19 protein-coding genes are annotated in these 21,610 nt (G+C 52.1%); 11 read left to right on the top strand and 8 right to left on the bottom strand.

Going from position 1 to position 21,610, the window contains the following annotated elements:
• Positions 1-105: 105 nt before the first annotated feature.
• Together VPK24_RS14660 and VPK24_RS14655 are read left to right on the top strand one after the other, a co-directional pair.
• A complete protein-coding gene (locus VPK24_RS14660) occupies positions 106-729 on the top strand; it encodes a type I restriction endonuclease (RefSeq protein ID WP_393014455.1) in 624 nt (207 codons plus the stop codon).
• A 76-nt stretch (positions 730-805) separates the two neighbouring features.
• Positions 806-1,414, top strand: a complete 609-nt coding sequence (locus tag VPK24_RS14655) for a Uma2 family endonuclease (RefSeq protein ID WP_393014453.1) — start codon at positions 806-808, stop codon at positions 1,412-1,414.
• Positions 1,415-1,545: 131 nt separating this feature from the next.
• Here VPK24_RS14655 and VPK24_RS14650 read toward each other — a convergent pair whose 3' ends face one another.
• From VPK24_RS14650 to VPK24_RS14640, 3 genes are all read right to left on the bottom strand, one after another.
• Positions 1,546-2,823 (bottom strand): DUF6602 domain-containing protein, encoded by a 1,278-nt coding sequence (locus tag VPK24_RS14650; RefSeq protein ID WP_393014451.1) that lies wholly within the window; start codon positions 2,821-2,823, stop codon positions 1,546-1,548.
• Positions 2,824-3,437: 614 nt separating this feature from the next.
• A complete protein-coding gene (locus VPK24_RS14645; RefSeq protein ID WP_393014450.1) occupies positions 3,438-4,187 on the bottom strand; it encodes a hypothetical protein in 750 nt (249 codons plus the stop codon).
• 61 nt (positions 4,188-4,248) lie between these two features.
• Positions 4,249-4,500 carry a type II toxin-antitoxin system Phd/YefM family antitoxin gene (locus VPK24_RS14640; RefSeq protein WP_393014448.1) on the bottom strand — a complete coding sequence of 84 codons (252 nt, stop codon included), beginning with the start codon at positions 4,498-4,500 and terminating at the stop codon, positions 4,249-4,251.
• A gap of 225 nt (positions 4,501-4,725) precedes the next feature.
• Here VPK24_RS14640 and ileS point away from each other — a divergent pair, with 225 nt between their 5' ends.
• Both ileS and VPK24_RS14630 read left to right on the top strand, forming a co-directional pair.
• Positions 4,726-7,554 carry an isoleucine--tRNA ligase gene (gene ileS / locus VPK24_RS14635; protein WP_393014464.1) on the top strand — a complete coding sequence of 943 codons (2,829 nt, stop codon included), beginning with the start codon at positions 4,726-4,728 and terminating at the stop codon, positions 7,552-7,554.
• Between the two features lie 89 nt (positions 7,555-7,643).
• A complete protein-coding gene (locus VPK24_RS14630) occupies positions 7,644-8,435 on the top strand; it encodes a hypothetical protein (protein WP_393014446.1) in 792 nt (263 codons plus the stop codon).
• Between the two features lies 1 nt (position 8,436).
• Here VPK24_RS14630 and VPK24_RS14625 read toward each other — a convergent pair whose 3' ends face one another.
• Complete coding sequence (locus VPK24_RS14625; RefSeq protein ID WP_393014444.1) at positions 8,437-10,050, bottom strand: DNA cytosine methyltransferase; 1,614 nt, start codon at positions 10,048-10,050, stop codon at positions 8,437-8,439.
• Between the two features lie 74 nt (positions 10,051-10,124).
• Here VPK24_RS14625 and prmC point away from each other — a divergent pair, with 74 nt between their 5' ends.
• Positions 10,125-11,033, top strand: coding sequence for a peptide chain release factor N(5)-glutamine methyltransferase (prmC, locus tag VPK24_RS14620; protein ID WP_393014442.1), 909 nt, complete (start codon positions 10,125-10,127; stop codon positions 11,031-11,033).
• An 11-nt stretch (positions 11,034-11,044) separates the two neighbouring features.
• Here prmC and VPK24_RS14615 read toward each other — a convergent pair whose 3' ends face one another.
• Positions 11,045-11,311: a hypothetical protein gene (locus tag VPK24_RS14615; protein WP_393014441.1), complete on the bottom strand. Its 267-nt coding sequence runs from the start codon at positions 11,309-11,311 to the stop codon at positions 11,045-11,047.
• On the opposite strand from VPK24_RS14615, the gene purT reads away from it, so the two are divergent.
• The gene (purT, locus tag VPK24_RS14610) at positions 11,301-12,494 is read left to right on the top strand and encodes a formate-dependent phosphoribosylglycinamide formyltransferase (RefSeq protein ID WP_393014439.1); all 1,194 of its coding nucleotides are present in this window, start codon (positions 11,301-11,303) and stop codon (positions 12,492-12,494) included. The genes VPK24_RS14615 and purT overlap by 11 nt on opposite strands.
• A gap of 700 nt (positions 12,495-13,194) precedes the next feature.
• On the top strand, positions 13,195-14,355 hold the full coding sequence (locus tag VPK24_RS14605) for a histidinol-phosphate transaminase (protein ID WP_099534619.1): 1,161 nt from the start codon (positions 13,195-13,197) through the stop codon (positions 14,353-14,355).
• A 322-nt stretch (positions 14,356-14,677) separates the two neighbouring features.
• On the opposite strand, the gene VPK24_RS14600 is transcribed toward VPK24_RS14605, so the two are convergent.
• From VPK24_RS14600 to VPK24_RS14590, 3 genes are all read right to left on the bottom strand, one after another.
• Entirely contained in the window at positions 14,678-15,949 is a 1,272-nt protein-coding gene (locus tag VPK24_RS14600; RefSeq protein ID WP_393014437.1) for a D-Ala-D-Ala carboxypeptidase family metallohydrolase, read from the bottom strand.
• A gap of 233 nt (positions 15,950-16,182) precedes the next feature.
• Complete coding sequence (locus VPK24_RS14595) at positions 16,183-17,589, bottom strand: DUF3086 domain-containing protein (protein WP_393014436.1); 1,407 nt, start codon at positions 17,587-17,589, stop codon at positions 16,183-16,185.
• 218 nt (positions 17,590-17,807) lie between these two features.
• Positions 17,808-18,275: a DUF3119 family protein gene (locus VPK24_RS14590; protein ID WP_393014434.1), complete on the bottom strand. Its 468-nt coding sequence runs from the start codon at positions 18,273-18,275 to the stop codon at positions 17,808-17,810.
• A 266-nt stretch (positions 18,276-18,541) separates the two neighbouring features.
• On the opposite strand from VPK24_RS14590, the gene VPK24_RS14585 reads away from it, so the two are divergent.
• From VPK24_RS14585 to VPK24_RS14570, 4 genes are all read left to right on the top strand, one after another.
• Complete coding sequence (locus tag VPK24_RS14585; RefSeq protein WP_393014433.1) at positions 18,542-18,700, top strand: hypothetical protein; 159 nt, start codon at positions 18,542-18,544, stop codon at positions 18,698-18,700.
• Complete coding sequence (locus VPK24_RS14580) at positions 18,667-19,248, top strand: VOC family protein (RefSeq protein ID WP_393014431.1); 582 nt, start codon at positions 18,667-18,669, stop codon at positions 19,246-19,248. The genes VPK24_RS14585 and VPK24_RS14580 overlap by 34 nt, the downstream gene beginning before the upstream one ends.
• A 258-nt stretch (positions 19,249-19,506) precedes the next feature.
• Entirely contained in the window at positions 19,507-20,454 is a 948-nt protein-coding gene (locus VPK24_RS14575; RefSeq protein WP_393014429.1) for an alpha/beta fold hydrolase, read from the top strand.
• Positions 20,455-20,684: 230 nt separating this feature from the next.
• The gene (locus VPK24_RS14570) at positions 20,685-21,266 is read left to right on the top strand and encodes a pentapeptide repeat-containing protein (RefSeq protein ID WP_190354693.1); all 582 of its coding nucleotides are present in this window, start codon (positions 20,685-20,687) and stop codon (positions 21,264-21,266) included.
• The last annotated feature ends 344 nt before the right edge of the window (positions 21,267-21,610 follow it).

Below are 21,610 nucleotides of genomic sequence, written 5' to 3'. Positions count from 1 at the left end.
GACAATTCATCCGGCGATCGCCCGTGAAATTCAACCACATCTGGGCGATCGGCTTTGGTTATCAGAACGACGCTGCCACACTAACAATTCCTAACGGTTGATTTCATGCCGATCGCGGCTACTGATGCCATCACAAGTCTGGCGGTTGCAGAACAAACCCTGGCGCTGGCGCGTTGGGAAGAGGGCGGCGATTTCTTCACGGAATGGCGCGATCGTTTACCGCCGTTGTTGGAGGGCGATCGCGCGGCCTTGGCGCAATTGCGACGACGATATCTCTATCAGCGATCGGCTGGGCAACTTTTGGAAGAAACGGTGAATTTGTTGCTCACTTTGCCCCTGTTGGCGATCGCGGGTTTTTACGATCCACCGTTTCAAATTTGTGCGGAACCCTCGGTGGAATTGGCGATCGGGGATGGGGATGAAACCCTGCAAGGTCGTTTGGATGTGTTGGTCTTGCGCGATCGTCTTTGGATTGTGGTGATTGAGTCCAAAAAAACGGCTCTTTCGGTGTGGACAGCTTTGCCCCAATCATTGGCTTATTTGGCAGCGAATCCTGATCCCGATCGCCCCAGTTTTGGTTTTGTCACCAATGGGGATGAAATGTTTTTCGTGAAATTGCAACAGCAACCGCGTCGTTGTTACGATCTCTCGCGACTTTTTTCGCCCCTAACTTCCCTGGAGGAATTGGCAATCACAACTCAAATTCTGCGCAATCTCGGCAATCAATAATGCCGACCGGCGGCCTCTCGATCGCCTTGCTAAACTAAGCATTAACCTAAAGTTCCCGTTTCCCTCGGGTTTCGCTATGGTTGCGTCAAGCCCATCCGCTCCGAGCTTTCCACCATCGCAGGGCGATCGCCTGTCATTGGCTGATTATTGGCAACAGGAAGCGATCGCCGATCAGCGGCATGAATATCACGATGGAATTCGAGTGGCAATGGCGGGCGGATCAGAGGCCCATAGCAAAATTGCGGTGAACCTGGTGGCGTTTCTGCATTTTGCGCTGCGGGACAAGGATTGGCAGGTATATAACAGCGATTTGCGGGTTTGGATTCCTGACGCTCGCTGCTGCACTTATACAGATGGGATGGTGGTGCGGGGGGAGCCAGAATTTCACGGCGATCGCGATGATGAAATCCTGAATCCTAGTTTGATTGTGGAGGTGTTGTCGCCTTTAACAGAGCGGTACGATCGGGGCGAAAAATTCCGCAAATATCGATCGCTCTTCAGCTTTCAAGATTATTTGTTGATTAGTGCTGAGGAACCCTACATCGAGCACTATTGCAAAACTGATGCGGTGGCTTGGACGTTTACCAGCTACGGGAAAATCGATGCGGCTCTCTGGTTAAGCAATCTGCAACTCTCGATTCCACTAACTGAAATCTACCGACGGGTCAACTTCTCCATTGTCTGATAACTAGGCTTAAGCTCAGTTATAGTACTGTGATAGACTGAATAAGTTGCAAAGCTTTTAAGTGTTTTTAATTTTGGAATTCAACTGACACTGAAAATTTTCAATATTGAATCAAAGTACAAGCAAGAAAGTCAAGAAAAAATACTCCTCTTGAAGTTATCGATGGTTTCATCGAATTTATTTATTTCTGTAATTTTCTCTTCGGAGATTCCACAGTCTTTATCAATATTGAATACGTGCCATTTTTTGACGCGGTTGCTATTTTTGTAACGACCACTCGCAAAAACTTTGCTTGAATGCTTTTCAAATACCCAAACTTCTGAATTGGGAGACTCTTCAACATACATTATTGGGTGTGAGTGATTTATTGAAAAATCAGCGCCAACAAATCTGGAAACATTTTCGACTTTCTCTGGGCAATCTGTAAGTGATTTTCCTGATAATTTTTCCCAAGCATTTATGCTAGGCATAATTGATTCTGATGCCCAGTTTTCAATTATGATTGAAGCAAAAGGTCTTAACAAGAGATTTGATTGTATTAGTTCTCTATAAATATCAATAGATACTTCTCTAAATCCAGATAGTTGAGCTGCAGATTCGGAAAGATAAAAAATTATATCTCGTTCAAAACAGCCAAAAGTAATTTCAGTGCTATTTTGATTATTTAAAGCATAGTATCTTACAACATTAGTCTGATTTAGATTGAATTTCAGATTCTCAAATCGACCTTTCATTAATCCTTGATCTAGTATGCAAATTGAATCTACGAAACCTGGTAGTGAAAGGAAAGAATTCAAACGGAAATACGGTGTTCTCAGAAAAGAATCAAGAATTAAGTATCGAAATAAAACTGGTATTTTTGATTCGAATAAATAAAATCTCTCTAGATTTTGTAAGGACTTTATAAGTTTAGAACCTGATAAAGCCAAAATTGCTGTATAGGGTTTAAATAGCAATCGCTCTCCAGAATAAAAATCTAGTAGATCATCAAATTTTCCTAAGTCTTTAGAAAGCTTGTCACTGTCTAAGCTTTTTGTTACTTCAATTATTACTTTTACTGCTTCCGGAGCTAAAATTACGAAGTCATCAGCTCGAAAAAGTGGTGGAAAAGTGTAAGAATCCCAAATCAGAATATCAAATTGTCTAGATACTCTTCTGGAAATTTGGCTTTGATCATTTTCTACTACATTTTTCTGTAAAGTCGAAATGAAACCTGTAGAAACTTCAAAACGTCGAGGAATTCGCTTGCGTAGATATGATCTAACTGCATATTCTATATAGCCTCCTTCAGATGGATGATGAACATTTTCCAACCAAAATGAGAGACTTTTAATCACCTCTTGTAGTTCTCGTGTTGGCTGAGCAGCAGCTTCTTGAATTTCTTTTATTGTCAGATCACGTTCATTCATGAATTGATAGGGTCATACCTATTTAGTTAACTTGCAAATTTCTTCAGCGGTACAATCAGTCTCCCAAGATAGCATTTCTACTGCAACTTTGGAACTGGCAATCTTCAACCGAAGTAATGTTTTATCCGTATCGTTCCTACGCGGAGCCTGGGAACGATGTAAAAACGATGTGAAGGTGGTTTTACTTGCGTCTTTTCCTCCTAGTATGACCTCTTACAGGTTTACCTTTACGAAGATGGGGTCTTACAGGAATTCTATCGCTTGCATCGTCAAAAGGCTTACTGGATGAAGTGTTACTGTCAGAGGCAGAACCTAGAATAATAATCAACAATAAAATTATGCCAATACCAATAACGATCGCCATAGTCAAACTTTCCTTTCTGTATGGATGGGATTCAAAATATCCTCGTAGATGTGTAGGTTGAGTTGAGGCACAAAACTCAACATCAGCAAGGTTCGCATTGATTGCGTTGGGTTTTGCAAGGCTCAACCCAACCTACTGGACTGGGGACTGTACCCTGTTTTCACAAAGGACTGCACTAGGAGCTATTTGTTGGCTGCCAATCTTTTGCGCGCTCCCAAAGAGCTTCAAACTGATCAGAAAAGTAATTGTATTAGTGTGCGTCTCTGCCCTGAATTAATTCAAAACTAGGTGTACTCCCCCAACCGGTGATATGAGGATATATTTCAATGAAAATATGACCTGAATTCTTACTCACATCAAATGCATAGATACCAAAAGATGGCGCAAAGTTCAATAAGCGTATTTCGATTTTTCCTGGTCTATTTGCTTGGGCTTCTAAAGCACCTTGTCTCCACAAATAATTTAAGTCGTTGAACGAAGCATCTAGCTTTCGTCCACAGTAACCACTTCCTGGAACTTCACTACGAAGATCTGCCATTTGCAGAGCATCAGATTGTGGATCAATGATCAATATCCTAACTTTGCCGCCGCGCTTAATACAATCACGCAGGTTCGATAGTTGCCGATTTAGCGTAGATGTTAAGGATACGCCACAAAAATCAATACTCTGTGAATGTTTGGTGAATGATTCAAAGTCAGGAAGCTTTTGGAAAAATGCATCTGCCGAAGGTCGATCTACTACTCTGGCTTCTAGAAGACCGAGTATCTTCTGATTGTATTTTTCAATTGACTTTAGGCGATTATAACGTTCAAGAAATTCAGACAAGGCCAGTAAGCCAAGAATCCCAACTACCGCAGACAGGAGATCATCAGTTGGTAGTTTTGTTGCAGCATTGGATTGCCGAAAAACTACATATGATGTTGCTCCTAATGTTGCCAATACAGATAAGTTTTCTACAATGAAATCAATTGATTTCTTGATTGCTTTAGATTTCAGCATAAGTGTTGATCAATGACCGGAATAGAGCAAGCTAAACCGCAAAAAAACTAATAGCTTAATTTTACTCACTCAAGTCCTGTTCAACACCACCATTTGCCAAAAGCTGCTCAACTGCTCCCAATAGGCGCTTTGCATTTTCTGGGCTTCTCAACAGGTAAGCTGTTTCCGCCAGCGATGCGTAATCCTCCAAGGACAACATCACCACCGATCGCCCGTTTTTGCGTGTCACAACGATCGGCTCGCGATCGTCACAAACCCGATCCATCGTGCCCGCCAAATTCGCCCGCAGCGCCGAGTAGCTGATTGCATCCATCGCCCCACCCCCGATCGCCCTGCCAACAAAACCTCACAAACCATTGTACCGAGCCTGAATTGCCGCCACCCTCGCCAGCCCGGCCAGCCCGGCCGTCAGCCGGTAGAATCTTAGGGACTGCAACCCCTTGATGACGCAAGCAACACCGCCGTGACTGCCGACAAAACTGCCAAGGCCGAAAGCCAATATAAGGACACCGTTAACCTGCCCCAGACCGCCTTCGACATGCGGGCCAACGCCAGCAAGCGCGAACCGGAAATCCAAGCCTTCTGGGCAGAAGCCAACATTTACGAAACCTTGGCAGAGGGCAACCCCGGCGAACCCTTCACCCTGCACGACGGCCCACCCTACGCCAACGGGTCGCTGCACATGGGCCACGCCCTCAACAAAACCCTGAAGGACATCATCAACCGCTACCAACTGCTGCGCGGCCGCAAAGGGCGCTACGTTCCCGGTTGGGACTGCCACGGCCTGCCGATCGAACTGAAGGTGCTGCAATCCCTGGGCAAAGACGAACGCGCCGGCCTCACCCCGATCGCCCTGCGCCAAAAAGCCAAAGCCTACGCCCTCGAACAGGTAGACATCCAAAAAGCCCAATTCATGCGCCTGGGCGTGTGGGGCGACTGGGAAAATCCCTACCTGACCCTGAAGCCGGAATACGAGGCGGCGCAACTGGAAGTCTTTGGCGAAATGTTCACCAAGGGCTACATCTATCGCGGCCTGAAGCCGGTGCATTGGAGTCCCAGTTCCCAAACGGCCTTGGCGGAAGCGGAGTTGGAATATCCCGAGGGGCATATTTCCCAGTCGATCTACGCGGCGTTTCGGGTGACGGAACTGAGCGCGGCGGCTCAACCGGTGCTGGGTGAGTTCGCGGCGGACTTGGGCGTGGCGATTTGGACCACGACCCCCTGGACGATTCCCGGTAACTTGGCCGTGGCCGTGAATGGGGCGTTGGATTACGCAGTGGTGGACACGACCGGGGAACTGGCGGGCCTGCCGCGCTATCTGGTGGTGGCTAAGGATTTGGCGGAGTCGCTGGCGGCCACCTTTGGGACGGCCCTAACGGTGCGAGCTACGTTCAAGGGTGCGCTGTTGGAGCATTGCCAATATCAGCATCCGCTATTTGATCGCACCTCGCCCGTGGTGATCGGCGGCGAATACATCACCACGGAATCGGGGACAGGGCTGGTACATACGGCTCCCGGCCATGGTCAAGAGGACTTCATCACCGGGCAAAAATACGGGTTAGGCGTGCTGTCGCCCGTGGACGATCGGGGGAATTTCACCGAGGAAGCCGGCCCCTTCGCCGGGTTGAACGTGCTGAAGGATGCCAACGATGCGGTAATCAATGCTCTAACCGAGGCGGGATCGCTGCTGAAGCGGGAACCCTACGCTCACAAATATCCCTACGATTGGCGGACGAAGAAGCCGACGATCTTCCGAGCGACGGAGCAGTGGTTCGCGTCGGTGGATGGGTTCCGAGATGCGGCCATGGCAGCGATTGGGGAGGTGCGCTGGATTCCGTCCACGGGCCAAAACCGGATTGAGTCGATGGTGGGCGAGCGATCGGACTGGTGCATTTCCCGGCAGCGCAGTTGGGGTGTGCCGATTCCGGCGTTCTTCGATGCGGAAACCGGCGAGGTGCTGATGAACGCCGAGACGATCGCCCATGTGCGCGACATTTTCGCCCAGCGCGGCTCCGATGCCTGGTGGGAACTGTCCGTGGCGGAACTGTTGCCGGAACCCTACCGCAGCAACGGCCGCACCTACACCAAGGGCACAGACACGATGGATGTGTGGTTCGACTCCGGCTCCTCCTGGGCGGCGGTGGCCAAACAGCGCGGCCTGGGCTACCCGGTGGATCTCTACCTGGAAGGCTCCGACCAGCACCGGGGCTGGTTCCAATCCAGCCTGCTCACCAGCGTCGCCAACTCGGGCCATGCGCCCTATAAAACGGTGTTGACCCACGGGTTTACGCTCGATGAACAGGGCCGCAAAATGAGCAAATCCCTGGGTAACATCATCGACCCGCTGGAAATCATCAACGGCGGCAAGGATCAAAAACAAAACCCGCCCTACGGCGCAGATGTGCTGCGGTTGTGGGTGTCGTCGGTGGACTATTCCTCCGATGTGCCGATCGGGAAAACGATCCTGAAACAGATGGCCGATGTGTACCGCAAGATCCGCAATACGGCGCGGTTCCTGTTAGGCAATCTGCATGATTTCGACCCGGCAACGGACGCGGTTCCCTACGATCAACTGCCGGAACTCGATCGCTATTTGCTGCATCGGATCTCGGAAGTATTTGGCGAAATTACGGAAGCCTTCGACAGTTTCCAATTCTTCAAGTTCTTCCAAACGGTACAGAATTTCTGCGTGGTCGATCTGTCGAATTTCTATCTGGATATTGCCAAAGATCGGCTCTACATCAGCGCGCCGGCCGCCTTCCGTCGCCGCAGTTGCCAAACGGTCTTGGCGATCGCCCTAGAAAACCTGGCCAAGGCGATCGCCCCGGTGCTCTGCCACATGGCCGAGGACATCTGGCAAGCAATTCCCTACGCCAAATCCCATCTATCGGTATTCCAAGCCGGTTGGACGGCGATCAACCCCGCTTGGTCGCAACCCGCCCTTGCGGAAAAGTGGCAGCACCTGCGCCAAATTCGCATGGAAACCAACAAGGTCTTGGAAGCAGCCCGCAAGGACGGGGCGATCGGGGCCAGCCTAGAAGCCAAGTTGCTGCTCTATGTGGCTGATGATTCCCTGCGCGATCAACTGTCAAAATTCAACCCGATTTCTTCCCTGGGCGATGACACCAACGGGGTCGATGAGTTGCGCTATTTGTTCATCACCTCTCAGGTGGAATTGCTGGATGGAGTCGATCGGCTCCAGGGCTTGAAATACCGCTTTGAATCGGAGCCGCTGGGCGTGGGCGTGGTGGATGCCGAGGGTCACAAGTGCGATCGTTGCTGGAACTATTCGCCTTCGGTCGGCACGATTGAGGCACATCCCTTGGCCTGCGATCGCTGCGTTTCGGCCTTGGCGGGCACTTTTTAAAGCTGGCGAAATTGCGGGCGCACCGATGTGCGCCCCTCCCTGGAATATGCTGAATGATTCTGCTCTGCTAATCATCTCGGCCGGACTTTATGAATGATTTGAAAATAGATGACTTGCGATTACTCTCCTTGGGCGATCGGGCAGCGTTAATTGATGCCTATACCAAGTCAATAACAGTTCCTCTACAAATCAAGCCGAGTTTGCAAACGGCCTATCAGCGAGCAACTGCCATCAAGCCGCTATTGCTGGACTATTGCCGCGAACAAATTACAGCCGATCAGCAAGGCAACTCTGTACTCGATCGCCAAAACCAATCAGAGGCGATCGCCCAGCAATGTCATGCCTTTGCCCAACAATTTATTGACTCGATCCCATCCCTAGTGCGATCGCCTCGCCAAGCCGCTGAAAACCCCAGAAATCTCTATGAACTCTGTGGTGCAACACTCTTTACTGCTAGTAATGCAATTTCTCGCAGTTTAAGCACCAAAATGGGTCAACTATGGGAAGATTTGGCTAAAATCAGTCCTTATGCCATCAGCCCAGAAAAAGACTTTGGGATCAAAATCACAGGAATAGACATCATTATTTTTGAGGTGGGCCACACCAACCCGATCTTCACACAACTCAAAACGACACCTGGCACATTAACCGGTAGCCAAAAGCCCAGATCTCAGGAAGAGTTAGCTATTCATGAATTTTCCTTATTTGCTGCTGCATTCTGTTTAGGGACTTGGAACTTTTCTAGTCCCACAATTCCTCGGGCTTGCGGTCAGGAGTTTTGGTCAAAGATTGGGATTGAGTATGGTCTAGTTGAAGACAGCGTAAAAACCATGATTTTGAATATTGAAGTGGCTTATCTCGCTTTTCAAAGTGAGCAATAGATCAAAAGATATCTAAGCAAAGCTGCTGTGATTTGTCATGATCATGTTCAGGCTGTTCTGAGTTGCCAACCACGTCGGCCCACCAGCTCACGTCATCGGTTTTAGAGTAACGAGAGTAGGGAAAGTCAGGATATTTGGTTTCTGTTTGACCATCGAGATAGTCCAGCAACATTTGACCGATCGCCTTCCCTAGCGAACAGGGAACCGCATTACCAATTTGGCGATAGCGATCGAGCAATCCACCGGCAATTGTCCAATCATCTGGGAATTCCTGTAAGCGTTTATATTCTTGAACACTTAAGGGACGATCTTCCTCAGGATGCGCTAAATCGGTAGCTGGCATCGCTGGATGAGTCACGATCGTGGGCGATGGTTTATCCCAGGCCAGACGGCGATAAAAACCTGTTTTTCCGCCCACTGCTTGATAGGAACCGCCAAGGGCCTCCGCGTGTAATTCTGGTGGTAAATCTCGCCAATATTGTCCGGCTTTTAACAGGCGATAATATTTCAAGCGCTTTTCAGGGAATTTCACAAATTCATGACCTTCGGTGGGTAAGCCCGCTAAGGCATCCTGTAGCGTGCGCCAGCGCGGCAAATTATAAAGCCCTGTTTCAGAATGGGTTGGTGTTAAATAGGGCAATTTCTGCCCATCACGACTGCAAGCAATTACCACCCGCTCTCGTTGTTGAGGAGAGCCAAAATTAGCAGCATTGTATAGATTGAATGAAACACTATAGCCAGCAGATTTAATTTTTTGAATGATATGCACTAGGGCACTACCGCGTTTTTCCTCTGGATTTAGGGGTGGTGCTTGTTTGCCGCGCAGATGCATGGGGCGGTGCTGTAGAGTTGCTGATAGCAATCCTCGGACGTTTTCCAGGACAAAAAAACGAGGATTTAATTCAATTACCAAATCAATAAATAATAAAAAAACATTGCCGCGATCATCATTAAAGCTCTGCCGTTTGCCAGCACTGCTGAAAGCTTGGCAAGGTGGCCCACCAACGACTAAATCAAGATCCTGATTAGCTTTTAGCTTGGCTAGGGATCGAATTTCGGGGGCTGTGTAATCTCTCACGTCGCCCAATAGGGGTAGGTGGGGACGGTTTAGTTGAATAGTTTGTCGAGCGGCTGGATCAATTTCTGATGCGAGTAACACTTCAATACCCGCTTTTTCGAGACCTAAATCAAGGCCCATACACCCTGAAAAAAAACTTAAGGCTTGAATCATATGAAAGCTATTAACAGCTATTAATTGATGGTGACGGTCAGGAATTTGGGCTAACAGCACCCGCTGATAATGACTAAGGATTGGGCATTGCCCTTGCAAGATCTCTGACTTTGCCATGATATGAAATTCCTTGCAAAAATCAAAAGATCTGAGGTTCAAGATCTGGGGAGAGTGTTGCAGTTCAGAATTAACAACCGCGCCTGAGGTGTTCTGTGCTGGCGGGCGATCGCTGTGTTTCGGCCTTGGCGGGTGTGTTTTAGCCGAAATCATCCCTGAAATGGATTGCCGATCGCCTGAGTGGGTGCTCGGGCCGATGGTTGCCGTTGATTTTTGGGCGGGTTCCATGGGCACAATTTGTGGCCCGGTCATTGCGAGAAGGGCCATGAAGCGGTACAAAGCGATCGCAGCGGGGCACTGTTCACTCGGGGCTTTGTGGCAATTGCGGAGCGGTGTGATCCATGACAGCGGATTTTTGGACTTGGTATGCGCAAGCGCGCCGCCAAGCATCGGAGCAGCAAGTGCCCATTGGGGAACTAGATTGGCTCTTGGTCGAATGGGCCGGGGTCGATCGGCTGCGGCTGCGGCTCCAGGTGGGCGATTTGCCTTCGGGAATCGACCTAGAACGCTTGGATCAATTGTGGCAACGGCGATTGGTCGATCGCGTACCGGTGCAGTACCTGGCTGGGGTGGTGGGCTGGCGCAATTTTCGGCTACAGGTGTCTCCCGGGGTGCTGATTCCTCGGCCCGAGACGGAGTTAATTGTGGACTTGGCTTGGGAACTGACGGCGACAAATGCCCTCTTGCGGCGGGGGGTTTGGGCGGATTTGGGGACGGGAAGCGGGGCGATCGCCCTGGCGCTGGCGGAAGCCATGCCGGAGGCAACAATTTGGGCGGTGGATCGATCGACAGCGGCGCTGGAAATTGCCCACCTCAACGCCATGCACACAGGACTGGATCACCGAATTCACCTCGCGCAGGGGAACTGGTTTGAACCCTTGGCAGATTTGGCGGGCCACCTGGCGGGGATGGTTTCCAATCCGCCTTATATTCCGAGTGCAGAAGTGCCTGCATTGCAGCCAGAAGTTGCTGACCACGAACCCCACGGAGCACTCGATGGTGGGCCCGATGGACTCGATTGCTTGCGTCATTTGGTGAAGACGGCTCCGGCCTATCTCCGACCGGGTGGCGTTTGGTTGGTGGAGGTGATGGCTGGGCAGGCTCCGGCGGTGATGGAACTGTTGTGGGCCAAGGGGTCTTATCAGGAGATTACGGCCCATCGGGATTTGGCGGGGATTGATCGATTTGTTTCGGCCAGATACCAACCGCTGCGTCGCCCGCTCTCTGTGGAAATCGCCCCCACCGCGTGATAATAGGAAGGTTATCTGAACGGGCTTTTGCCCTGGGTTGCCTGGGCGATTTCTAAGGAGCGATCGGGATGGCGATCGGGACTGGGATGGGTGCTTAATTGGATGGTTACGCTGAAATCAGTGTCGCCTCCAGAAAGAGCCGAATCCAGTTCAATGGCGTTGACCGAATCCAGGAAAGCGTTCAGGCAAAAATGTTCAGGGAAAACGTGGCCTCTGGTCTGGGGCCGCGGCGTTGATGATCGTTCAGCTATGGTGTGTTGAAAGTTCATGTCCGTCACCGGTTCTACTTTGCCTAAAACCTTTTTGCTGCTTGGCTCCGGCGAGTTAGGCAAAGAGTTTGCGATCGCGGCCAAGCGTCTGGGCAACCAGGTGATTGCGGTCGATCGCTATGCCAATGCGCCCGCGATGCAGGTGGCCGATGAGGCAGAGGTCATCTCAATGTTGGATGGGGATGCGCTGGAGTCGATCGTGACGAAGCATCGCCCAGATTTCATCGTTCCGGAAATTGAAGCGATTCGCACCGAAAAGCTCGCAGAATTTGAAGCACGCGGAATCACCGTCATTCCGACGGCCGCCGCCACCCACTACACCATGAACCGCGATCGAATCCGGGACTTGGCGGCGGGCGAGTTGGGGGTGCGCACGGCTCGCTATGGCTATGCGGCCACCTTGGCCGAATTGCAGGCCGTGGCGACGGAGATTGGCTTTCCGAATGTGGTGAAGCCGGTGATGTCTTCGTCGGGCAAGGGCCAATCCGTAGTGCGATCGCCCGAGGAGCTAACCACCGCTTGGCAATACGCCACCGAACAGGGACGCGGTGACCAAGCCAAGGTGATTGTTGAGGAATTTATTCACTTTGAGCTGGAGATCACGCTGCTGACGATTCGGCAGTGGGCGGGGCCAACGTTGTTTTGCCCCCCGATCGGCCATCGTCAAGAACGCGGTGACTATCAAGAATCCTGGCAACCGGCCCCGATCGCTCCGGAGCTGTTGAAACAGGCCCAATCGATCGCCCAGCGGGTGACAGAGGCCCTGGGCGGAGCGGGCATTTTTGGGGTGGAATTTTTCATCACGCCTGACGCTGCCATTTTTTCTGAGCTGTCGCCCCGCCCCCACGACACGGGCATGGTTACTCTCGTCTCCCAAAACCTGAATGAGTTTGAGTTGCACTTGCGGGCCATTTTGGGGTTGCCCATCCCAGAAATTACGGTCTACGAACCGGCTGCAAGTGCTGCTATTTTGGCCGATCGCCAGTCGGATCCCGCAGAGTCGGTGGTCTATGACGGGTTGGCGGAAGCCCTGATGGAGCCGGGCACGGATGTGCGGTTGTTTGGCAAACCCAGCACCCGTCAATATCGGCGGATGGGGGTGGCCCTGGCGCGGGCTGAGTCGATTGACCAGGCCCGGGCCAAGGCAAATCGAGTGGCGCGATCGGTTCAGGTCAACCTGACGGGGCTATAGGGAGCCGATGGGGCCACTGAATGTGCTTGCTGGATCGATCGCCCCCGAGGCCAGCGACGATCGCTCCCCATGGTCGGGCAGAGTGGAGGCCCCAACCGGTTTTCGATTGCGTTTTCTAGAGTCCAGTGTTTTTGTAAGGAGAATCTCGGTATGATGAGGGCGATCGTCGAAACGCATCCTCAAAAATCTTGAGAAAATGTTGACCGCTGCGGTTTTGGGACTAGCTTATTTTTGAAGAACCTGCAACCCCATCCAGCCACCTGTAGGTCAAGCTATTTTTAGGTTAAATCGCCAATTAATTCTTGTTTCAATGCTGGTAACTTTTGCTTCAATTCGTGGTTTCTCGACCTGATGCCATGGGAGACTAAACCAATCAACCCATTCAATGAATTGCATCAGTCCGGTTGAACTAGCCTGAGTGAATTAGCCCGACTGAATTAGCTCAACAAAACTCGCTTGATTAGACTGGCTTGCTTGAACTAGATTAAGTTTGTGTTCCGTCTGTGATTCAGTTCGCGATTCAAGGGGGGGATCCCAGCCAGATCACAGATCAACCGCAGATCAGCATCAGTGTTGCTCGTCTAATTGCAGTTGAAATTGAACTTTTTGGGGTTTGTTTCAGATTTTTTGTGCAGCCAATTCCGTTGTTTTAAGACGGAACGCCGGTCAACCTCCCTAACAGCCATTTGTAGCCCGCACCATGTTGGAGTTTTTGCGTCCAGATTTGGTTGAGTTTGTCGCCTATCAGGCTCACCCGGGGGGAGAGTTACCCACGGGCGTTGAGATTGATCGTCTGGACACCAATGAATGTCCCTATCAGTTGCCGGAAGCGCTGAAAGAAAAACTCTGCTTAACCTATCAGAACCTGATTGAAACCAACCGTTACCCGGGAGGCGATCATACGGATCTGAAGCGGGCGATCGCCCAGTACGTGAATGAAGCCTGCTCGGCCATTGCCAACGGCACGGCGGAGGCGATCGCCCCTGGGCAAATTTCCGTGGGGAATGGCTCGGATGAATTAATTCGATCGATCCTGATTGCCACCTGCGTGGGCGGTCGTGGTCGCGTGTTGGTGGCCCAGCCTACCTTTGGCATGTATGGGATTTTGGCCCAAACCCTGGGAATTCCGGTGGAGCGAGTGGGCCGATCGCCCAAAACCTTTGAAATTGATCTGGATGCCGCGCGTCAGGTCATTGCCCAAGCGCAACTGACCCCCTCGCCCGTGCGGGTGGTGTGGATGGTGCATCCCAACTCCCCCACCGCTAACGCCCTGACGACGGCAGAACTCAACTGGTTGCGGGGGTTGCCGCCCAATATTTTGGTGGTGATTGACGAAGCCTATTTTGAATTCAGCCGTCGCACCGTGGTGGGTGAACTGCAAGCCCGGCCCAACTGGGTGGTGTTGCGGACGTTCTCGAAGGCGTTTCGATTGGCGGCCCATCGGGTGGGTTACGCGATCGCCAATCCCGAGTTGTCCGCCATCTTGGAAAAGGTACGCCTACCCTACAACCTGCCCAGCTTTACCCAAGCGGCCGCCCTCGCCGCATTGGCCCACCGCCGAGACCTGTTGGCGATCGTCCCAGAAATTTTGACGGAGCGCGATCGATTGCTCCAGCAGTTGCGGGCCCTGCCAGGACTGGAACTGTGGGATAGCCAAGCGAATTTTCTTTACGCTCGCCTGAAGGGAGCCGCCAACACCGACGAAGCCATGGCTCATCTGGTGCAGCAGCTTAAGCAGCAGGGAACCCTAATTCGTCACACAGGAGGCGGATTGCGTATTACTGTGGGCAGCCCGGCGGAAAATGCGCGCACTGTCGATCGAATGCGGGTGGCCTTGGCGCAAACCGTTGCTTCCCGCTAGGCGACCCGGCTGAAATTTGCTGCAAAGGTGCTTCCCTCTGAGCGATCGGGGGGAAGCCGTTTTTTAGCAGCCAGATTTGAGAAGCCAGATTTTAGCAGCCAGATTTGAGAAGTCAGATTCCAGCAGCGAAGTTCGCGAAATTTTAGGGGACATCTGAAAAGTCATCACTGCCACCTTGCGAGTCTCATCGATCATCGAAAACAAGGGGCTTAAGCCCCTTGCCCCACAACGACTCGTGCTTTGCAAGTCCCTCAAGTTACTTCTCAGACATCCTCTTAGACGCGAGATGTTAGACACTAGATGGGATTACCTATCTCAGGCATTAATTGCCGTAATTCCACCGGGCCCGATACCCACGGTTATCCACATGGGTGAAGGTGGAGCCATACCCCAGGCCCCCTTCCCACCAAGGATCCAGAATTCGCTGAACCGCTTGGGGCGAAAGACCCTCCACCACAAAATCCACCCCATGGCCTCGCATGTGGGTTGAGTTGGAAGCGCCGCCCACAGCCCGGTTCACCGCTGGCGGTCGATACCAACTGGTGATGGTGATGGCGCGATCGCCCAACTTGGTGCGAATTCGCTGCATCTGTTGAGCCATTCGCACAATGTTGCGGGCAATTTCTTCCGATTCAGGGATTCTGGTGCCCTCCTTAGTGGCTTCTCCCCAAAAAAAGGAGCCATTGGGAACAATTGGATCACGGGTTCCCACCACACCATAGCCAGGGATCCGAATAGCGGGGCCGCGGGAAGGCGTGGGGCTAGGGCTGGGCGCAGGAGTCGGGGCAGGGGTCGGGGCAGGTCTTGGGGCGGGGGCAGGAGTCGGGGTTGGCGCGGGGCTAGGCGTGGGAGCCGGGGCAGGGCTAGGAGCCGAACTGGCCGAGAGCAGTTGATCGGCATCGATTAAGTCCACGTGGCCGGCAAACACAAACCAAGTTTGGCGATCGCCCACCGGTTCACTGAGCTGCACCTGATAGTGGCTGCCCGATCGACTGATGGCCCGAATTCGAAAATCGCCCGGCGATACGGACACCTCTTCATCATCTTTGAGTTCTGCGGAAGAGACGGGGCGCTGCTTAAAGATGGTGGGTACTTTGACCCGAATTTTGGGCAGGGGCGGAAAATTGGTCGCGTCCTTTGGCGGCGGGTAGGGTGGCACGTTCAACAGCTCAATGTGCCCCTTAAACACCACCCAATTTTTGCGATCGCGCAAGGGTTGCATCAACACCACACTCAGGTGGGAGTCGGGCGCTTCTTCGTAGCTTTCAAGGGGAAATTCACCCCGAGCCACGCTCAACTTCTCTGCACTGCTCAGGGCTGAAGACAGGGCCACGCGGGTTTTAAAAACGGTTTCGCTCTTGACAACCAGGGTGGGGACGGCGGCAATTTCCAAATGATCCTTAAAGATGAACCACTCTTGGCGATTCCCGATCGGCTCAATCAGGGTCACCCGATAATGATTCCCTTCCAAGACCGCCGCCTTTACCGTGAGTTCGCGGGGGGCAACCGAGAGTTTTTCTGCGGTTGGCAGTTCACTCGACGAGACTGGCCGGCTTTTGAAGATCGTGGGTTGAACGATTTTCAGCTTCACCATAGGTTGCACCACACCGAAATACAGCGCCCAGTTGCAATGAACTGGTTGCACTTACTTGGACATGCTAGCCATCAATGGGCTGGATGGCTTGAAGCTTCAAGGATTTTTACGAATTTTGCCACTCTCGTTGCTTGATCGCCATGGGGCTTTAGCCCTCGATCGCTTGGATTAGCCCTGACAGTTCATTCACAGTGGCCACTCCATGCTGACCAGCAGTGTGGGCCAGCTCATCGTTAGTAGTAGCCATAACTGCTGCCGCCGAGGCCGCTGGGGGGCGCAATGCGGGGATCCGGCGCAATTGCCAGCCATAGGGGAAACTGCAACAACGAAAGGCTAATGCGGCCATCAGACTCATCCACCACAATGAACGGCACACCGCCGCCCCGCTGGATTCGATCGGCCCGCTGAGCCAAGGGGTCTGGGGACTCAAATAACATTACGCCCTGTTCGGCCCCAAAGTCGGCACGGGAAATGCCCAGGGAGTCTTGCAGGCCGCGCCGCCAGTCGCCCAGCCGCTCAGGACTGTCGATCAGAATCAGCGTTCGGAGTCGATCGCCATGGATGGCCCGCAGCACGGAGATGGTGGCGGAAACCACCAGGATGTTTTGTAGACGGCTGCCCATGGTGCGCAGGGCCCCTCGACCACTGAGGTCAAAAAACCACTGACTGACCCGATCGGCGTGAACCTGCTCAAAGGTGCGCCGCAAACGCCACGGGGGGCCGTAATAGTCCGGTCGGGTGCGATATCGCTCTAGGATTTGCTCAATTTTGCGGCGATCGCCCTGAAATTGTCCCTCGATCGCGGTGGGCGGTGGGGGGGCCGATCGCTCCGGAGCCGGGGCCGGAGTTGGGGCGGGCGGCGGCGCAAAGGATAATTCCTCAGCGGCGGCCACCAACTCTTGCAAACTACCCACCAGGTAGTCCTTGAAACCCTGAACCCTGGCGGCAACGTTTTGGGATGCACCGGCAAACGTGCTTTTCATTTCCTGGCGAATTCGTTCCTGACGGCGCTCCAGTTGCTCAATGCTGGCGGTCAGGTTTTGGCGGCGCTGTTCCAGCTCGGCAGTTCCCAAGCTGAGAATGCGGCTGAGGTCGCGACGGGCTTGGGCAATTTCCGCCAGCAGTTGATCGCGTTGCTCTTGGAGATCGGCCACGCGATCGGCCAAGGCTTGGGTGGCTGATTGGGAATTTTGGGAATTTGAAGTTGGCGCTGGGTCGAGATTGGGCTGTGCGCTTGGATCGGGATCTGGGTTTGGATTTGGGTCTGCACTTGAAGTGGCTGCTGGCGTTGCTCGATCGGGGTTATCCGCCGGAGGCGCTGCCGACTCTGGGGCTGCGACGATCGGGGCCGGAGCCACCGGGGAGTTGTCGATCGGAGATGGTGCGTCGATCGTTTCCGGTGTTGCTGCCGGTTCGGGAGCGGGGGAAGCCTCGGGAACCGAGTCGGCGAAATCGGCGATCGATTCCCCTGTGGCTGTCAGCGCTGCTGTGCTCGATCGATCCACCGAGCTGACCGGTGTTCCGGCCGTCGCCGCTTCTCCCACCTGAGGCGATGGGGCAGGGGTGGGCAACGGTTCATCGTCCCAGTTGGTTTCCGAGGGGCGATCGATCGATTCGGACAGATCAGCAATATCAGACATTTCAAGCACTAAATTGCAAACAGTGGAACGCTCAAGCGGAACAACACTGAGCGTTTAAACCTTGGCCGCCATCATCCCAGTTCCTTGGACGATTATGATTCGTAACCCCACCCGATCTTCGGTCGGATTTCCCGAAAGTGACCGATCTCGCCAATCCCATCACTCCCGCTCGATCGCCCCCAGAAATTTCCCCAGCGCTCAATCGCGCCACAGCGGCCCTATTGCCAAGCGCGACGCTTAGGCAGTTGTTTCGCTTCCAAACAGGCCCGCAAGAGCTTGGGGTCAAACAAAATGGGCAGGAAATGCAAGCTCTTCACTTCCTTGAAATAAAACAGAGTTGGTAGGTAGTACCAAAAGATATCCCAGTTTTCCCAATCCTGGTAAGGAAAGCGCCGAATCAGCTTGTCGCCTCGGTAAATGTCCAAAGCCGTTGCCGTGAACAACAGTCGCAGGGTGGCCGCTTGCAGGGTCAAAAACGCCGAAAACGCCGCCAGCGCCAGCGCCGCCAACAAGTTCCAAGCCAAAAACAGAATTGAGATGGCCGCCAAACCCGTGGGCAACACAAAATCCGGCGGCAGTTCGATCACTTCCGAATCGGGCAGCAAGCCAGCGGTGGTTTCCCCAGGGGCGATCGGGGACAAGTCGGGCGACTGGACAGCGGATGGGGTTGCGTTGGGTTCAGACATACTTAGGCGATCGCGAGTGGGGATCAATTGGGACGCGAGTTGAAATCAATTGGGATCAGTTGAGATCAGTTGAGATCAAAAAAATACAGCAATAGCTCTGGGTATGGCTCTGGGATTGCTCCAGGCCGCCTTGGCGTTGAGCACAACCATTTCAGCGCGGCGAAATGCAGTGATTGGATGACCAAGGGCAGCACTCGTTGTCCCATTCTAAGAGGATGTTTGGAACGGCGCGATCGATCCTGCCCTTCACCCCTGCTCCGTGATTCATGCGCCGGTTCTCAGCCCCCTTCTCCGCAAATTTACGGCAACGACACCCACCCGATCGCCCTGTTAACCTGAAAAGCACGAAGCGTTGGGACAGCATGGAGCGATGGAAACAGCAGTCGATCGAATGGCGAACCCTGAAGCGATCGCGCCGGATGTGACCCCGGATGTGACCCCGGATGTGACCCCGGATGTTGATTCGCCATCTTTGTCTCCTTTGCCTTGTGGGTTGGCATCCACCCCGTCAGCATCCGTTGGATTGGGGCCAGCTACCCTGCGCAAGGTTCACCACATCGCCCTCAACGTCAAGGACATGGAGGCCGCCCGTCGCTTTTATGGCGGTCTGTTGGGTCTGGAGGAGTTAACGGGCGATCGGGTTCCCAGCACCCTCAAATCCCTGGTGGCAGCGGGCAAGGTTGCTAACTTTCTGCTCCCCGATGGCTTAATTTTGGATTTGTTTTGGGAGCCAGACCTGCAGCCGCCACACCCGGATCCGGATCAGCAATTTACCCGCGCCAATCATTTGGCCTTTGATATTGCCCCCGCAGCGTTCGATCACGCCCTTACCATCCTTCAGCAAAGCCACGTGGTGATCGCCCATGGGCCCGTCACTCGCCCCACTGGTCGCGGTGTTTACTTTTACGACCCTGACGGATTCATGGTAGAAATTCGCTGTGATCCGGATCCAAGGTCTTCGGAGTCCAGTTAAGAAATCACCGTTGTTGCATTCACCCTTCGCCTCATTTTTTAACCCAATTTCATGAGCTAATCTCAGAGGATATTTGTCAAATCAAAGCTGCCACCTTGCAAGTCTCATGAATCGAGAAAAGCAAGAAACCAAAGCCCCTTTTTCACCGCGATCAGTGCTTTTTAAGCATCTTAAGATATTACTCAAAAATCTTTTCGAGGAATATCTGGAACGTCAAAATAGACACTTGAATTTAGCCATTATTTGCGAGCAATTACCATGACTAATTTGCAAAACTCGACCAATCAAGCCACTCAATTTTATGACTGGCAAGGCTATCGCTGTAGCTATGATCAGTGGGGAACGGCCCAACCCAACCAGCCAGTTTTGTTATTAATTCACCCGATCGGGGTTGGCCTATCGCGACACTTTTGGACGCGGTTTATTAATGCTTGGGAACAATCGGGCAGTGCCTTAGCCATCTTTAATCCAGATCTGTTGGGCTGTGGGGATGCGGCCAAGCCTCGTTACGCCCTTTATCCAGAAGATTGGGCTAATCAACTGCTGCATTTTGTGCAAACGGTGGTGCAGCGGCCGGTGATTTTGGTGGTGCAAGGGGCGCTGTTTCCCGTGGCGATCGAGATGGTGGAGCGATCGACCCATGCCAACAATGCCAACGGGGCGATCGACATTCGCGGCCTGATTCTCTCAGGGCCGCCTGCTTGGCAAGTGATGGCCGAAGTTGCGCCAAAGTGGCAACAGAAATTGCTCTGGAATGGGCTGTTTGACTCTTGGATCGGGGCTGCTTTTTTTCAATATGCAAAGCGGCGGCAATTTTTGAGTTCTTTTTCGGCCAAACAGCTTTTTGCTGCTGTGCCAGACATTGACGAAGAATGGCTTTCCATGCTGGATCAAGGGGCTGCGGATCCGGCCAGTCGCCATGCGGTTTTTGCGTTTCTAGCTCGGTTTTGGCAGAAGGGCTATGCCGAAAAAATTCGCAAAATTCCCTATCCAACCCTAGCTCTATTTGGAGAAACCGCTTCTAGCATCAGTAAAAGCGGCAAGCAGGAAAGTCCTGATCAGCGTCTCAATCTTTACCTTGAAAACCTTCCCCAAGGTGAAGGCTACAAACTTCCAGGACGGAATGTTTTGCCCTATGAATCCACCGCGGCTTTCACCCATGCGGTTTCGGAATTCACTCTCAAACTGCTTGTAAAGATAGATTGACTGGAAGGGAATAAAAACTAAATCAATCGATAATTAAGCCAACTCGCTTCTACTCATCGTTATTCTGAACAGAATAGAGGGAAGCAGTGAGATGGTCGATTGCCCAGAATTGATGACAATACTTCGTCATAATTCAGTCATATTGAGCGGTAGCAGTCCCTTATGGCGACAAAGGGCGATCGATTTGGCTCATTCCCAAGCCAATTGAAGTAAATGGGGTGAATAACGTCATGGATGCAGATGAACTGTTGGGGCGCTATCGCTTAGGAGAACGAAATTTTCGCGGCGCAGATCTCAGTGAAGTTAATCTGATTGCGGCTGAGCTACCGGGAATTAATTTGAGCGAAGCCAATTTGGTGTTGGCTAACCTAACCCGTGCCAACTTGAGTGAAGCCAATTTGAACGGCGCAAACTTGATTGGGGTGGATTTGATTGGGGTGAATCTCAGTCGAGCTAGCCTCACTTGGGTCAGGGCGATCGGGGCCAACTTTACCGGAGCCAACTTATCAGCGACTAACTCGATCGAAGCGGTCTTCACCGGGGCGACCTTTGATGGCGCTAATCTTCATCGACTCTGTGCTTTGGGGGCTGATTTTGTGGGCGCATCGTTGGTGGGAGTGAACTTACAAGAGGCAAATATTTTGGGAGCCAATTTTGCCGGGGCCGACCTGCATATGGCAAAGTTAGCCGAGTCCAATTTCCAAGATGCCTATTGGAAGTCTGCCAAGTTGCCTCCTGATTTGATGTTGAAACTACGTCAACATCAGCGCCATCGAATTCATAGCGCTGACACGAGTGCTGAAACGGCCTAAAGGCGCTTGACTGATTTTTAGGGGTGTGGTTTTCACTCTGTTCACCAGTGAAAAAAAGCAGGCCATAAACTTGTCATTCAAAGTATTAATGGCATTGATCAATAATTTCTGGCATTGCGAGTAATTGCAAAAATGGCAGAAATTTCGAGCACCATGCCTATTTGAATGTTCAAGGATGCCTGACAGTCATCAGGGTTTATCTTTTTTGTTTGAAAATTTATTGCAAAATTACAACAAATTCATACAGTTACTTGAATCTAATCTTCGAGTCTAATTTTGATATTTATTTAATATTCATTGATTCTGATATTCATTAAATTTCTGTTATTCAATCAAAGAACCAT

It is taken from the genome of Limnothrix redekei LRLZ20PSL1 (assembly GCF_043235035.1).
Lineage (GTDB): Bacteria > Cyanobacteriota > Cyanobacteriia > CACIAM-69d > CACIAM-69d > CACIAM-69d.
Note: the sequence above shows the minus strand (reverse complement) of the source record. Positions and strands in the feature narration are given on the sequence as shown.